General features: G+C 63.5%; 12 protein-coding genes. 8 read left to right on the forward strand and 4 right to left on the reverse strand.

What is annotated here, in order from left to right; translation table 11 throughout:
• Positions 1-21 precede the first annotated feature (21 nt).
• Positions 22-1,470 carry an amidase family protein gene (locus tag AB4Y81_RS12475; RefSeq protein WP_441996005.1) on the forward strand — a complete coding sequence of 483 codons (1,449 nt, stop codon included), beginning with the start codon at positions 22-24 and terminating at the stop codon, positions 1,468-1,470.
• On the opposite strand, the gene AB4Y81_RS12480 is transcribed toward AB4Y81_RS12475, so the two are convergent.
• From AB4Y81_RS12480 to AB4Y81_RS12490, 3 genes are all read right to left on the reverse strand, one after another.
• Positions 1,451-2,407, reverse strand: a complete 957-nt coding sequence (locus tag AB4Y81_RS12480; protein WP_079581514.1) for an Lrp/AsnC family transcriptional regulator — start codon at positions 2,405-2,407, stop codon at positions 1,451-1,453. The genes AB4Y81_RS12475 and AB4Y81_RS12480 overlap by 20 nt on opposite strands.
• Positions 2,408-2,485: 78 nt before the next feature.
• Positions 2,486-4,150, reverse strand: coding sequence for an alkaline phosphatase D family protein (locus AB4Y81_RS12485; protein ID WP_441996006.1), 1,665 nt, complete (start codon positions 4,148-4,150; stop codon positions 2,486-2,488).
• Positions 4,151-4,483: 333 nt separating this feature from the next.
• Positions 4,484-5,560: a LacI family DNA-binding transcriptional regulator gene (locus AB4Y81_RS12490; protein WP_441996007.1), complete on the reverse strand. Its 1,077-nt coding sequence runs from the start codon at positions 5,558-5,560 to the stop codon at positions 4,484-4,486.
• A 329-nt stretch (positions 5,561-5,889) separates the two neighbouring features.
• Between AB4Y81_RS12490 and AB4Y81_RS12495 the strand changes: the two genes are divergently transcribed.
• The 7 genes from AB4Y81_RS12495 to AB4Y81_RS12525 all read left to right on the forward strand — a co-directional run bounded on the left by AB4Y81_RS12495 (position 5,890) and on the right by AB4Y81_RS12525 (position 13,162).
• A complete protein-coding gene (locus AB4Y81_RS12495) occupies positions 5,890-7,050 on the forward strand; it encodes a substrate-binding domain-containing protein (RefSeq protein ID WP_441996008.1) in 1,161 nt (386 codons plus the stop codon).
• A 55-nt stretch (positions 7,051-7,105) separates the two neighbouring features.
• Positions 7,106-8,614, forward strand: coding sequence for a sugar ABC transporter ATP-binding protein (locus tag AB4Y81_RS12500; protein ID WP_018777918.1), 1,509 nt, complete (start codon positions 7,106-7,108; stop codon positions 8,612-8,614).
• A gap of 3 nt (positions 8,615-8,617) precedes the next feature.
• Positions 8,618-9,604 (forward strand): ABC transporter permease, encoded by a 987-nt coding sequence (locus AB4Y81_RS12505; protein WP_039239756.1) that lies wholly within the window; start codon positions 8,618-8,620, stop codon positions 9,602-9,604.
• Between the two features lie 6 nt (positions 9,605-9,610).
• Positions 9,611-10,762 (forward strand): Gfo/Idh/MocA family protein, encoded by a 1,152-nt coding sequence (locus AB4Y81_RS12510; RefSeq protein ID WP_413303775.1) that lies wholly within the window; start codon positions 9,611-9,613, stop codon positions 10,760-10,762.
• The gene (locus tag AB4Y81_RS12515; RefSeq protein WP_110505053.1) at positions 10,759-11,574 is read left to right on the forward strand and encodes a sugar phosphate isomerase/epimerase family protein; all 816 of its coding nucleotides are present in this window, start codon (positions 10,759-10,761) and stop codon (positions 11,572-11,574) included. The genes AB4Y81_RS12510 and AB4Y81_RS12515 overlap by 4 nt, the downstream gene beginning before the upstream one ends.
• A 28-nt stretch (positions 11,575-11,602) precedes the next feature.
• A complete protein-coding gene (locus AB4Y81_RS12520; RefSeq protein WP_441996009.1) occupies positions 11,603-12,775 on the forward strand; it encodes a Gfo/Idh/MocA family protein in 1,173 nt (390 codons plus the stop codon).
• A 69-nt stretch (positions 12,776-12,844) separates the two neighbouring features.
• Complete coding sequence (locus tag AB4Y81_RS12525; RefSeq protein WP_018777923.1) at positions 12,845-13,162, forward strand: putative quinol monooxygenase; 318 nt, start codon at positions 12,845-12,847, stop codon at positions 13,160-13,162.
• Between the two features lie 56 nt (positions 13,163-13,218).
• Here AB4Y81_RS12525 and AB4Y81_RS12530 read toward each other — a convergent pair whose 3' ends face one another.
• Complete coding sequence (locus AB4Y81_RS12530; protein ID WP_055973260.1) at positions 13,219-14,058, reverse strand: aldo/keto reductase; 840 nt, start codon at positions 14,056-14,058, stop codon at positions 13,219-13,221.
• Positions 14,059-14,086: the final 28 nt, after the last annotated feature.

Raw genomic sequence — 14,086 nt, forward strand, 5'->3', positions numbered from 1 at the left:
AATATCCAGCAAAGGAGCACCATGTCCAGCACCATTGGCGAGCTGTCCGCCGTCGAACTCACCGCCGCGATCCGCAGCAAGGAAATCTCGGCGCGCGAAGCCCTGGACGATCATCTCCAGCGGATTTCGGATGTGAACCCGGTGATCAACGCCGTGGTGACGTTGGATGCCGAAGGCGCACGTGCCCTGGCGCTCAATGCCGATCAGCTGACGGCGTCCGGGGCCGAACTGCCTCCCCTGCATGGCCTGCCCATGACCCATAAGGACACGAACAACACTGCGGGCATGCGCACCACCCAAGGCTCCCTGGCGTTGCGCGACTTCGTGCCCGACGCCGACGACCTCATCATTGCGCGGCTCAAGTCGGCGGGCGTCGTCAGCACCGGCAAGTCCAACGTTCCCGAGTTCGGAGCCGGATCACACACGTTCAACGACCTCTTCGGAACCACCACCAACCCGTACGCGCCCGCCCTGAGCGCCGGGGGCAGCAGTGGCGGGGTGGCCGCCGTCGTCGCCTCCCGGATCCAGGCGATCGGCGACGGCAGCGACATGGGCGGTTCGCTCCGGATCCCGGCTTCGTTCTGCAACGTGGTGGGCTTCCGGCCGTCGACGGCGGTGATCCCCATGCCGTCCGATGTCAACGCCTATGCGTGGCTGGGAAGGACAGGGCCTATGGCCCGCAGCGTGGAGGACATTGCGTTGTTCATGTCCGTGACCGCAGGCAGCGATCCCCGGGTACCGCACCCCGAGGGGCTGGATCCCAAGGTTTTCCGCTCCAGCTTGGAGACGGATATGCGGGGTGTGCGGATCGGCTGGTCGCGCGACTTTGGCATCGGCGTGCCGGTGGAACCGGAGATCCTGGAGCACCTGGAACGACAGTTGTCAGTGTTCGCTGACCTGGGGGCCATCGTCGAGGAAGCAACGCCGGACTTCAGCGAGGCTGACCTCGTTTTCGGGAACACCCGGGCCATGGACTTCGCCGCAGGACTGGGCCCGATCCTGGAGCGTTCCGGCGACGTCATCAAGCCGGAAGTGCATTGGAACGTGAACAAGGGGTTCGCGCTGACTGCCCGGGACCTCATCGAAACCACGGCTGCCAGGACTCGCCTGGAACGCAGCGTGCAGGAGTTCTTCGGCCGCTTCGATCTCTTCGCGAGCCCCTGCGCCCAGGTGCTTCCCTTCGACGCTACGCTCCGTTATCCCGACGACGTCGCGGGGGTTGCCTCCGAAACCTACCTGGACTGGATGCGCTCGGCGTGCCTGTTGTCCGCTACTGGGCTCCCCCTCCTCAGCGTCCCCGCCGGGTTCAGCTCCGCCGGGCTGCCCATCGGGCTTCAACTCGCTTCCAACCACTACACCGATATGCAGCTTCTCCGCTATGGGCGCGCCTTCGAGCAGCAGACGGGGTACGCCGCCGTCGCCCCTGTTGTCACAGCAGAACCGGCACGGCTTACGACGGTGAGCGCATGAGCCGACCACCGCGCTTGCGGGCATCGAGCAGGATGGAAACGTCCACGCCAGCGGCGTTCCGGGCCCATTCCGAATCGGTGATGAAGCGATAGAGGGACGACATGTCCTCCACAGTGACGTCGGCCATGATCTGATAGTCGCCGGCAATTGCCGCAGCATAGCGGACAGTGGGGAGCTCCGCGAGGCTCTTTCCCACCGGCTCGACCTGGTGCGGCGACGCCCGGATCCACAGCAGGGCCTCGACACCAAGACCGAAAGCGGCGGGCTCAACGATCGCCCGCAAGTGGACCTGGTTGTTGGTCAGCAGCCATTCGCTGCGCCGACGCGCCGTAGCCTCGGAAACACCAACCCGGCGCCCCAGCGCTTCGAAACTCATCCGGCCGTCGGCACACAGCGCATCGATGAGCTCGTTGTCCTGGCGGCTGAGCTCCTGCCGCGGAACCAGGACGCCCGAATCAGGGGTCAGGGCTGAACGGAATGCCTCTACCCGGTCAGCGGTGAGGATCTCAGGCCGCCAACCTCGGATAGTGCGGAAGTACCGAAGAACGGGATAGCTGGTGGAATCGCGTAAACCAATAGTGGACGGCAACTCATCGGACAGGACGGTGCCCATACGGGACGGTTCGGTGAGGATCTCGGCCACACAGTCGCCGGTTCCCGTGGTGGTGTAGACGAACGTAGTGTCATTGCGCTGCGACAAGGCCTGAGCGGCGGCACGGACCGTTCCAGGCATGCATCGCATCTGCACCAGCACTACAGCGGGCCTGGGGCGAATCCCGACAACGGCCACCGCACCGGATTCCAGCAGCTGCGATCCACGGCGCGCCACTGTCCGCTCGGCTTCACCCAGCACCGCGGCCATCTTGCGCCACGGGCAGCGGGGGTCCAACTGCAAGGCGGCAACGATCTGCCGTTCCAGGGGGTCAAACAGCACCATGCGCGCTCCGTCCGCTCCGGTTCATGGGTACGGGTCAATTTGACCACGGACTCCCGGAGCGGCGGAGCGCGGCGACGGTCAGCGTTCGGGGCTGAGCACCTTCGAGAACACCGCAGCTCCATTGGCGTTGCGCAGACTCACTGTGAACGAATCATCCGAACCGAGTTCCACATGCCCGAAGAACTGGTTCTCCCCGTTGCGCGGGGACTCACCCGGGAACCGGCCCGCCTTGGAAAACACGACGTCCGGCCCGAAGGTCCCGTCCATGTCGTTCGGGCCGAAAGAGCCGGCGTTGATGGGCCCCGCAACGAACTCCCAGAATGGCTGGAAGTCCTTGAAGGATGCCCGCTCCGGAGAATAATGGTGGGCGGCGCAGTAGTGGACGTCGGCGGTGAGCCACACCGTGTTCTTCACGCCATACTTCTTGAAGGCGCTCAAAACCCCGGCGATCTCCAGTTCCCGGCCCAGTGGCGCACCATTGTCCCGGTTGGACAGGCTCTCCTGGTTCACGGGACCGTCAGGCACCACGATGCCCAAGGGCAGGTCCGCGGCGATGACCTTCCAGGTGGCCTTGGACTGCCGGACTTCCTTGATCAGCCAGTCCACCTGCTCCTGGCCCAGGATGTTGGTGGTGTAGGGCTCCTTGCCGTCGGTGTTCGGCGACTTGTACGTCCGCATGTCCAGGCAGAAGATGTCCAGTTGCGGGCCGCGTGGAATCTTGCGGTAGATGCGTGCGGGCTGGTACTGGCCGGCGTCGTAGGTTCCGGGGCGCCACAGTGCCGCCGAGTCCGCGATCGGCATGTTCTCCTGCCACGCCTGCCGCCCGCGCGCGGCGAGGACGTTGACGTTGCGTTCGGTATAGCGCGCGTCGTCCAGGACCTGGTCCGGGTACCAGTTGTTGTGCGTTTCGTGGTCGTCCCACTGGGCGATGACCGGCACGTCGGCGAACAAGGAACGCATGTTGGCGTCGAGGGAGTTGTAGCGGTGCCGGCCCCGGAATTCCTTGAGGGTTTCGGCTACTTTGGAGACTTCCTCGGTGACGATGTTGCGCCAGACCTGGCCGTCCTTCTCGGTTACTGATTCCGCGATGGGGCCGTCGGCGTAGATGGTATCTCCCGAATGGATGAAGAAGTCCGGGCGGACGTCATGCATGGCCTTGTAACCGCGCATGCCGCCGATCTCCTCGTTGATGCCCCAGCCTTGGCCGGCGGTATCGCCGGTCCAGACGAAGGACTGGGAGGACGACGCCGGCCTGCCGCCTCCGCGGCCGCCCGGAGTGCCGCCGTCGTTGGGTTCCTTGTTTCCTGGGGCCGTGCTGAAAGTGCCTTGCCCGGCTTCGCCCATGCCGTTCTCATCCTCAAAGTTCAGCTCCAGCCTGAACCTGGTGCCCGCAGGCAGTCCCTTGGCGTGGATTTTCGCGGTGAAGTCACTGGCTTCCGTGGCCAGGGGTCCACGAATGGTTCGGCTGAACCCGTAGCGTCCACGCAGGAGCTCCCCGGCGTCGTCGATGGCGTTGAGGGTGGCGGTGAGACGTCCGGGTCCTGAGGCGCGCGACCACAGGACGGCCGAATCCGTGGTGACGTCCCCGGTGGCAATGCCCGTGGGGAGGGTGAGTCGCTTGCGGACCAGCGGGATGGCTGCAGGTGCTGCGCCGGCCGGGCCGGCGGCCCCTACCGTGAGGCCGGCCAGCGTAAAGCCGGCGAGGGAGGACTTGACGAGGGTGCGGCGTGAAAAGTCGGTCATGGCATCCACCCTTTCCGGCCGTCATGAACGGAAGGTGAGGGTGGGGTGAAGGTTTTCGTGGGTTGCCAGTCCTGAGGGGAGCACACTTTACGGGCCCGGATCCCGGGGTGGGGTGCCGATCTCGACCCCGCCGACCACCCCTCCTACCCCCGCGAACAGCCAGGCATCGAGACTGGCGCGCACTGGGACTTCCCCGAGCGCCAGCCTGAGAAATGGCCCCGGGAAGCGAAGGCCGGATCGTCCACTGGCTGCTGCTCGTTGCAGGCGCCGTCGTCGTGCTCAGGTCCCAACGGAAGGTCCGCTCAAGCTGACCTGCCAGCAGGACCCTGCAGGCTAGGTATCTCTTCCTGAATGGCGTGTTGCCCGCGTGGAACTTTCGCGCACAACAAGGGTGGGCGCGATCGGGGTGCGGTCAACCTCACGCCCCTCCATGGCGCCCAGGAGGACCTCCATGCTCATGTGCGCCAGGGCTGTGAAGTCCTGACGCACAGTGGTCAGCGGGGGCAGGAAATAGTCTGAACCTTCGATGTCGTCGAATCCCACCACACTGACGTCCTCCGGGACACGGATTCCATTTTCGGTCAAGGCCCGTATGAGTCCGAGTGCCGTATGGTCGCTGGCTGCAAAAACAGCTTGGGGAACCTTTCCCTCCCGGACAAGGCGGAGGCCGGTTTCATAGGCCCATCGGGGACTCCAATCGCCCTCCAGGCACAGCCCCGGCGGAAGTCCGGCGTCGCCCAGGGCCGCCTCCCAGCCGCGCTTGCGCACGCGCCCGTCAAACCAGTCCATGGAGCCTGCCAAGTGCGCGATGTCGGTGTGGCCGAGGTCGATGAGGTGCTGGGTGGCGAGCCGGGCTCCGAGTTCCTGGTTTTCCGAGTAGGTGAAGACATTCGGAGTTGATGACGCTCCTGCCGCGATCATTTCCACGGGTACCCGGCAGGAGGCATTCCAGACAGCCGACGCCATGTCGACCAAGGGTGCGACGACGATGATGCCCCCAACGCCGGTGTCGTCCAGAGTGTCCAAGGCCGCCTGCACGGACTCGTCGTAGGGTTTATCCACGCTGATGACTGTTGTGGCATACCCCTTCTTCCGTGCAACGGTTTCCAGGGCCATGAGTGTCCCTACCGGACCGAACCGCGGGGAGCCATCAGAGAGCAGCCCGATGGATGTTGACCGGTTGGTGACAAGGGCAGTGGCTGCCCGGTTCCTGCGGTAGCCGATGTCCTTTATGGCCTGCAGGACGCGTTCCCGGGTGGCCGCACTCACGTCCGGGGCGTTGTTCAGGACGCGGGAGACAGTACCAAAGGACACGCCCGCAATCCCCGCCACATCGTTGATGGTCGGCTTCCGCCGCAACGTGGCTCCTGTTTGCCCGTTCGCTCCACGTGGAACCGTTATGCCTGACACGCTCTCTCCTGTCCCCACACCGTCCAACCGGGCCGATGCGTACCAATACTACGTGCGCCCGTCCCATCCGGTTACTTCGAAATGGGCGGGGCGTGATGTTTGACACTCATCACCGTAAACGTTTACGATCGGTTCCGTAAACGTTCACGGAACTCCCGTAAGCGATTACGGTCCGAGTTCACCAAGGATGAAGCGGACCGCCCCCGCAGACTCTTCGGCGTCCACCATCGACGGTTCCGCCGAGAAGGGTCCGTCCGCCCTAACACCGGTTGCAGGCGCGCTCGTTCCCGCCCTCCACCACCACATCCCCTCATAAGCACTGGAGAACAATGATGATCCGCAGGCTTCCCCTCGTGGCTTTGGCCGCTGTCCTGTCACTTTCCGTAGCCTCGTGCAGCAGCTCGGCGGCGAGCACGTCGAACGCACCCGACGCCGGCGTGTCCGAAAAGGCCCAGCAGGCCCTCGACAAGATCAAGGGCCAGGTCCTGAGCAAGGGCCCCAACGGCGAATCCCCCTCCCCGGCATCCGTGTCAGATCTGACGCCGGAGGAGATCGAGAAGATCAAGGCACTCAACGCCAAGGCCGCAATCGTGATGCACTACGGCGGCAACGACTGGGCAACGGCCCAGGTCAACGGCCTCAAGAGTGAATTCGAAAAGCTCGGCATCAAGGTCATCGCGACAACGGACGCGAATTTCAAGCCGGACAAGCAGGTTTCGGATATCGAGACCGTCATGACGCAGGACCCGGATGTCATCGTCTCCATCCCCACGGACCCGGTGGCCACGGCCTCCGCGTACAAAAAGGCTGCGGCTGCCGGCACAAAGCTCGTCTTCATGGACAACGTCCCCCAGGGTCTGACTCCCGGCACGGACTACGTTTCAGTTGTTTCGGCTGACAACTACGGCAACGGCGTCGTCTCCGCTCACCAGATGGCCAAAGCCCTGGGCGGCAAGGGAAAGATCGGCCTCGTGTTTCACCAAGCCGACTTCTTCGTGACCAAGCAGCGACACGAAGGGTTCAAGGAGACTATCGTCAAGGAATACCCCGACATCCAGATCGTCGAAGAAAAGGGCATCGCGGGCCCGGACTTCGCTGGAGACGCACAGGCTGCTGCCAACGCGATGATCAGCAAGTACCCTGACCTGGCCGGCATCTGGGCCGTGTGGGACGTCCCGGCTGAAGGCGTCATGGCGGCGGCCCGCGCGGCCGGCCGGCAGGACCTGAAAATCGCCACGGAAGACCTCGGCAAGAACGTGGCCATCGCCCTGGCCAAGGACGAACTCGTCGTCGGCCTCGGCGCCCAGGTTCCGTTCGACCAGGGTGTCACCGAAGCCCGGCTCGCGGCAGGAGCACTTCTCGGCAAGCAAGCACCTCCGTACGTGGCCCTGAGCGCCCTCCCTGTTGACCACTCGAACGTCCTTGAAGCCTGGAAGCAGGTCTACCACGAGGACGCTCCCAAGGACATCCAGGACTCCTACAAGAAGTAGCCAGATCCTACGGTGCGGGGGCCCAGGCCCCCGCACCGCGCCGAAAGGGCGGGAAATGAACACCGCAGACAATGTCGTCGAGATGCGCTCGATATCCAAGGCCTTCAACGGCGTGTCCGTTCTGAAGGATGTCGGCTTCGATGTCCGCAAGGGCGAGGTCCACGCACTGGCCGGGGGCAACGGGGCCGGCAAGTCCACCCTCATGAAGATCCTCCAGGGCGTCTACCAGACGGATGCCGGAGAAATCCTCATTGGCGGCAAACCGGCCGCCATCAACTCGATCCAGGATGCGAAGTCCGCCGGAATCGGGATGGTTTTCCAGGAATTCAGCCTCGTACCCAGCCTTACCGTTGCCCAGAACATCTTCCTTGGCGCAGAGCCGCTCGGCCGGGGCGGCCTCATCGATGACCGCGCCGCGGTGCGACGGGCCAAGGAAGTCTTCGCCGAGATGGAGGTCGACGTCGACGCCGGCGCCCAGGTCTCGCGGCTTGGCACCGCCTATTGGCAGCTGACCGAAATCGCCAAAGCCCTCGCGCAGAACGCACAAGTGCTGATCATGGATGAGCCCACGGCAAGTTTGGCCCGGCACGAGTCCGAGGCGCTCTTCGAATTGATCGACCGCCTCAAGCAGCGCGGAATCTCCATCATCTACATCTCCCACCGCATGGATGAGGTGTACAGGTTGGCGGACCGGATCACCATCCTGCGCGATGGAAGGCACCTCTTCACCGAGCCACTGACGAAGGTCACTCCCGAACAAATCGTCGAAGGAATCGTGGGCAAGAAGGTCGAGGGCCAACTTTCCTATCGGGCGCGGAACGATGTGGGCACCGACGTCGAGCCACTGCTGGAAGTGCGCGGGCTGAACGCGGGCCTACGGGTCCGGGACGTTTCTTTCGCACTGCGGCCCGGCGAAATCCTCGGCCTGGCCGGGCTCATGGGCAGCGGGCGGACAGAACTCGCGCGGGCACTTTTCGGCATCGACAAACTGGACAGCGGGCAGGTCCTCATCCGGGGCAGGAAAGTTACCCTGGCATCTCCGCAGCAGGCCATCAACGCCGGTATCGCCCTTGTCCCGGAGGATCGCAGGGCACAAGGCCTCGTCCTGGAACACTCGGTCCAGGACAACCTGCTGCTGCCGCTCCTGAAGCACATTCAGCGTGGCCCCCTTCTTGATGGCGCCAAGGGCAACGAGTTGTCCGCGTCGTTGATCAAGAGGTTCGCAGTCAAGGTCGCCCACCCCCACCGGCCCGTGCGGCTGCTCTCGGGCGGCAACCAACAAAAGGTGGTCATCGCCAAGTGGCTGGGCACCGATCCCGACATCCTGATCCTCGATGAGCCGACGGCCGGCGTCGACATTGGCACCAAGAGCGAAATCCTGGACATGATCCGCGAACTGGCAAGCGATGGCAAAGCCATCATCGTCATCTCCTCCGAGTATCCCGAACTACTCGCGGTCAGCGACCGCGTCCTCGTCCTCAAGGACGGCTCCATCATCCGCGACATCCCCCGCAGCGACATTGCTGACGAGGAATATCTACAACTTGCAGTCCAGGGAGTCTGAACAGTGAGCAAGACAAACACCATCGCGCCACGGGACACCGGGGCACCCCGCAACGTCGGCACCATCCTGAAGGACCTCGACTGGCGGCGCTACGTCATTTACATCGGCTTCGTCGTCGTCTTCCTGATCTTCGCGGTCCTGCTGCGCGACCAGGGATTCATGTCACCGAACAACCTGCTGAACATCTTCCGGCAGACGGCCACCATCACCGTCATCGCAGTGGGCATGACCTACGTCATCGCCTGCGCCGAGATCGACCTGAGCGTGGGATCCGTCGCCGGCCTCTCCAGCGTTTGCACCGCTATGGCCCTGTCCCAATGGGGCCTGGTCCCGGGCATACTTGCCGGACTGGCCGTGGGCCTCGTGGTCGGATCGGTCAACGGCGCACTGGTCAGCCTCCTGGGCATCCCTTCCTTCCTCGTGACACTCGGCATGCTCGGCATTGCCGTGGGCGTCGCGCAGTGGATCACCGCCTCAGCGCCCCAGCCCATCCTGGACGACACCTTCAACACGGTGTTCGGATCCGGGAACTTCGGACCCATTCCGGGCCTTGTGGTGTGGAGCGGCATCTTCGTAGCCATCGGCGCCGTCGTGCTGAACCGGACCAAATTCGGCCGGCAGGTCCTGGCAACGGGTGGCAACCGCAACGCCTCCGAATTCACTGGCATCAATACAAAGCGCATCAAGTTCCAGGTGCTGCTGATCTCCGGCATGGTTGCCAGTGTTGCCGGAATGCTCTACGCCGGTCGCCTCCAGTCCGGACGGTTCCAGTGGGGCGCCGGTGACGAACTCTCAGCCATCGCTGCGGTCATCCTGGGCGGGACCAGCCTCTTCGGCGGATTCGGCTCCATCATCGGAACCCTTTTCGGCGCCCTGTTGATCGGCCTGATCAACAACGGACTGATCCTTGCAGGCCTCGACAGCAGCCAGCAGCAAGTAGTGCGCGGAGCCATCATCATCCTTGCAGTCGCCCTCGCCCGGAAGAAGTGACAGTCCATGGCCTCCACACCACGTGCCGGGATTATCGGCACAGGATTCATGGGCACAGTCCACTCCCATGCTGTCCGGGCCGCAGGAAGCACGGTCAGTGCAGTAGCCGGCAGTAGTTTGGCCAGTGCCGAGGCCGCTGTGGCCCGATTGGGTGCACAGGCCGCGGCCGTCTCCCCCGAAGCCCTGATTGCCCGCGATGACGTGGACGTCGTCCACATCTGCACCCCAAACGCCACCCATGCGGACCTTGCACGCTTGGCCATCGCCGCCGGCAAGGCCGTCATCTGCGAGAAACCCCTGGCCACCACCATTGAGGACGCCAAGGAACTGACGGACCTTGCAGAACAGGCAAATGTGGTCACCGCCGTGCCCTTCGTCTACAGGTTCTATCCGGCAGTCCGGGAGGCCCGCGAGCGCATCCACAACGGGGAGGCAGGCCGGCTCTGGCTGCTGCACGGATCCTATCTGCAGGACTGGCTGGCAGGTGCAGCGGCAACAAACTGGCGGGTCGACTCCAAGCTCGGAGGAGCGTCCAGGGCCTTCGGTGACATCGGAGTGCACTGGTGCGACCTGATGGAGTTCACCACGGGACACCGCATCTCCAGGATCATGGCCAGTACCAGCCGGGCCCATGAACAACGCGAAAGCCTTGGCCAGTTGTCCCCGGTATCAACTGAGGACGGGGCAACACTGCTCTTCGAAACCGACAAGGGGGCCACCGGTTCGTTGGTGGTGAGCCAAGTTAGTCCAGGAAGAAAAAACCGCCTCTGGTTCTCTTTCGATGGAACTGTGGCATCGTTCAGCTTCAACCAGGAAACACCGGACACCCTGCACATCGGACGCGTGGATTCCACTTCGCACATTCCTGTGGGGCCGGAGACCCTTTCCACCCCGGGCGGCGGGCGCTACGCCAAGCTCCCGGCGGGCCACCCCCAGGGGTACCAGGACAGCTTCAACGCTTTCGTCGCTGACACCTATGCAGCTGTCCAAGGACACGAACCCGAGGGCCTCCCCACCTTCCGGGATGGCCTCCGGGCAGCACTCCTCACGGACGCAGTGGTTACCTCCGCGGCACGACAGTCATGGGTGGACGTTCCCACCGGCAACCTCTTCGATTTTCCCAGCTCTTCTCCGGCAGTTGAAAGGCAAATGCAATGAAACTCGGTTACTGTTCCATCACCTGGGGCGGGGTCGTCGGACACCCGCAAGGCGTGACCAGCGTCAAGGACCTTTTCTACATGACCCACGGATCCATGCGCGACGCCGTGCGTGACATCGCCGCCGTCGGCTATGAGGGCGTGGAGATGTTCGACGGAAACCTGGTCGAATATGCCGACAAGCCGGAGGAACTCAAAGAGATCCTCAGCAGCAACGGAGTCGTGCTGACGAGTGTCTACACGGGGGCCAACTTCATCTACGCCGACATCCTTCCCGACGAGATGCACCGAATCCACAAGGCCGCAGAACTGGCTGCGAACTTCGGAGCTGAACGGCTGGTGGTTGGCGGCGGCGCGCGCCGGGCTGCTGGAACCACCGAACAGGACTATTACCTGCTGGGCCAGGCGCTGGACCGCGTAGCGGACATCGCGGAGAGCTTCGGCCTGTCCGCGAGCTACCACCCGCACCTCAGCACCATCGTGGAGAGCCCGGACGAGCTGGAAAAGCTCATGCCGCTGACCAGGATCGGGTTCTGCCCGGACACGGCGCACCTTGCGGCAGGCGGGGCGGACCCGGCCGCGGTTATCCGCAAGTACTCCGACAGAATCCAGCATGTCCACCTCAAGGACTTCCAACAAGACCCGTTCAACTTCCTCCCCCTGGGCGAAGGTGAGCTCGATTTCCCGGACATCATCGCTGCGATCCGGGAGAGCGCCTACGACAGCTGGCTCATGGTCGAACTCGACAACTACGACGGCGACCCCGCCGAAGCAGCAAAAATCAGCAAGAAATACCTCGAGACACTCCTCTAAGCAATCCTTACGGAAGGACCTGATCCACATGCAACACCTCAACGTTGGCCTCATTGGTGGAGGCTTCATGGGCAAGGCCCACTCCTTGGCCTATGCCGCCATGCCCATGTTCTTCTGGCCTGCCCCGGCATTGCCGGTCCGCAAAGTCATCGCCGAGGCGAACCCCGAGCTGGCCGCAGAAGCCGCCAGGCGCTTCGGTTTCGAGAACTCGACCTCGGACTGGCGGTCCATCATCGACGATCCCGACATTCACGTCGTCGACATCGCGACGCCGAACCACCTTCACGCCGAAATCGCCATCGCCGCCGCCGAGGCGGGCAAGCACATCATTTGCGAGAAGCCCCTCGCACGCACCGGCGAAGAGTCCAAGGCCATGTATGACGCCGTCAAGGACAAGGACATCGTCCACATGGTCGCCTTCAACTACCGGCGCACCCCAGCCGTTGCACTGGCAAAGAAGTACATCGAAGAAGGTGCCATTGGCCAGATCCTCAGCTTCCGCGGAACCTATCTCCAGGACTGGAGCGCCGACCCGGACTCGCCGCTGTCATGGCGGTTCCAGAAGTCCATCGCAGGTTCCGGCGCGCTTGGCGATATCGCGACCCACGTCATAGACATGGCGCGGTACCTCGTGGGAGAGTTCAGCGCCGTCAACGCAGTCCTGTCGACGTGGATCCCCGAGCGGCCGCTCCAATCCGGCGGGGCCGATGCCCTCGGCACCGTGCGCGGCGGAGAGGGCCCGAAGGGCCCGGTTGACGTCGACGACGAAGTGATGACCATGATCCGTTTCGCAAATGGAGCGGTTGGATCGGTCGAAGCCACACGCAACGCGCACGGCAGGAACAACTACATCACCTTCGAAATCCATGGAACCGAAGGCAGCATCGTCTTCAACTACGAGCGGCGCGACGAGCTCCAGGTTTGCTTCGCTTCAGACCAAGCAGACCGTCGCGGGTTCCGGACCATCTACACAGGCCCGGCCCACCCCTACGGTGAGGGGCTGTGGCCCATTCCGGCCCTGGGCATCGGCTATGGAGAGACCAAGATCATCGAGGCCCATGACTTCTTCAAAGCCATCGCCGAAGGCGGAAGCGTTAGCCCCAACTTCGCCGACGGCTACCAAGTCGCCCTCATCGATGACGCGATCGTCGAATCCGCGGCCAAAGAGTCCTGGGTTGAGGTTCCACAAATCACCGATTGATCCCTTTCGGGAGGGACGGCGAAGTTCCGTCCCTCCCGGCCCCTCCGGCCCATCATCAAGGAAACAAGAATGACCAGCCCAACCCACAAAGAGCCCGCAGAAGTGTGGCTCATGCCGGTATTTATCGCCAAAGCAGGACGCGAAAGCGAGCTGCAAGGAGTCCTCAGCTCACTGCAGACGAACAGCCGCAAGGACCAGGGCTGCCTGGAGTACACCGTTTTCGCCGATGGGCAGCAGCCCGGCACCTTCGTCATGTTTGAAGGCTGGGCAAGTGCCGAGGATCTCGAAGCCCACAACCGGCAACAGCATGTGAAGGACTTTGTGGAAGCGGTAAAGACATTGCTGGAAGTGCCCTTCTCAGTGACCACCCTCGCGCCCATCAGGTGAAACGCCAGGTGCCCCGCCCCCGGAAGGGAGCGGGGCACCTGAGTAAGGCGCGGGGCCTAGGCGAAGTCGGAGACTGCCGGGTCCGGGCCGATGCGGCCTTCAGCGCCGCGGTCCAGGCTGTTGATGGCCTCGACGTCGGTGGCGTCCAGCGTGACGTCCAGGGCTGCGAAGTTCTCCTGGATGCGGGACTCCGTGACCGACTTGGGGATCACGACGTTGCCGATGGCCAGGTGCCATGCGATGACAACCTGCGCCGGCGTGGCACCATGCTTGGCTGCGATCTCAGCAATCGTGGCGCTCTCCAGGAGCTCGCCACCCTGGCCCAGCGGGGACCATGCCTGCGTGAGGATGCCCTTGGAGGCGTTGAATTCGCGCAATTCGGCCTGGTTGAAGAAGGGGTGCAGTTCAACCTGGTTGATGGCCGGAACGACGCCGGTTTCATCGATGATGTGCTGCAGGCCTTCCTTGGTGAAGTTGGAGACACCAATGGACTTCACCCGTCCGCGCTTCTTGAGCTCGATGAGGGCCTTCCACGTATCGACGTACTTCTCCTGCTTGGGCTGCTGCCAGTGGATGAGGTAGAGGTCCAGGGTTTCCAGGCCAAGGCGGTCGAGTGACTTCTCGAAGGCCTCCAGGGTGGATTCGTAGCCCTGGTCCGCGTTCCACAGCTTGGTGGTGATGAAAATTTCTTCGGCGGAGAGGCCCGAAGAGGCGATGGCACGGCCAACGCCGGCCTCGTTGCCGTAGATCTTTGCGGTATCGATGTGGCGGAACCCGGCGTCGAAAGCCTGGCGTACTACCTTTTCGGCTACATCGTCTTCAACCTGCCATACCCCGTAGCCGAGCTGGGGGATGGTGTTGCCGTCGTTAAAAGTAAGTTCTGGTGACGAAGTCATGGTTGTCATCCTGCCAGCTACCGCCTGG

Origin of the sequence: Paenarthrobacter sp. TAF1 (assembly GCF_052113825.1) — a bacterium.
GTDB lineage: Bacteria > Actinomycetota > Actinomycetes > Actinomycetales > Micrococcaceae > Arthrobacter > Arthrobacter nicotinovorans.

What these genes read in the sequence shown, in the direction of transcription:
- AB4Y81_RS12475 (WP_441996005.1), top strand. Translation starts at nt 22, where the DNA reads ATGTCCAGCACCATTGGCGAGCTGTCCGCCGTCGAACTCACCGCCGCG.
- AB4Y81_RS12480 (WP_079581514.1), bottom strand. Translation starts at nt 2,407, where the DNA reads ATGGTGCTGTTTGACCCCCTGGAACGGCAGATCGTTGCCGCCTTGCAG.
- AB4Y81_RS12485 (WP_441996006.1), bottom strand. Translation starts at nt 4,150, where the DNA reads ATGACCGACTTTTCACGCCGCACCCTCGTCAAGTCCTCCCTCGCCGGC.
- AB4Y81_RS12495 (WP_441996008.1), top strand. Translation starts at nt 5,890, where the DNA reads ATGATGATCCGCAGGCTTCCCCTCGTGGCTTTGGCCGCTGTCCTGTCA.
- AB4Y81_RS12500 (WP_018777918.1), top strand. Translation starts at nt 7,106, where the DNA reads ATGAACACCGCAGACAATGTCGTCGAGATGCGCTCGATATCCAAGGCC.
- AB4Y81_RS12510 (WP_413303775.1), top strand. Translation starts at nt 9,611, where the DNA reads ATGGCCTCCACACCACGTGCCGGGATTATCGGCACAGGATTCATGGGC.
- AB4Y81_RS12515 (WP_110505053.1), top strand. Translation starts at nt 10,759, where the DNA reads ATGAAACTCGGTTACTGTTCCATCACCTGGGGCGGGGTCGTCGGACAC.
- AB4Y81_RS12520 (WP_441996009.1), top strand. Translation starts at nt 11,603, where the DNA reads ATGCAACACCTCAACGTTGGCCTCATTGGTGGAGGCTTCATGGGCAAG.
- AB4Y81_RS12525 (WP_018777923.1), top strand. Translation starts at nt 12,845, where the DNA reads ATGACCAGCCCAACCCACAAAGAGCCCGCAGAAGTGTGGCTCATGCCG.
- AB4Y81_RS12530 (WP_055973260.1), bottom strand. Translation starts at nt 14,058, where the DNA reads ATGACTTCGTCACCAGAACTTACTTTTAACGACGGCAACACCATCCCC.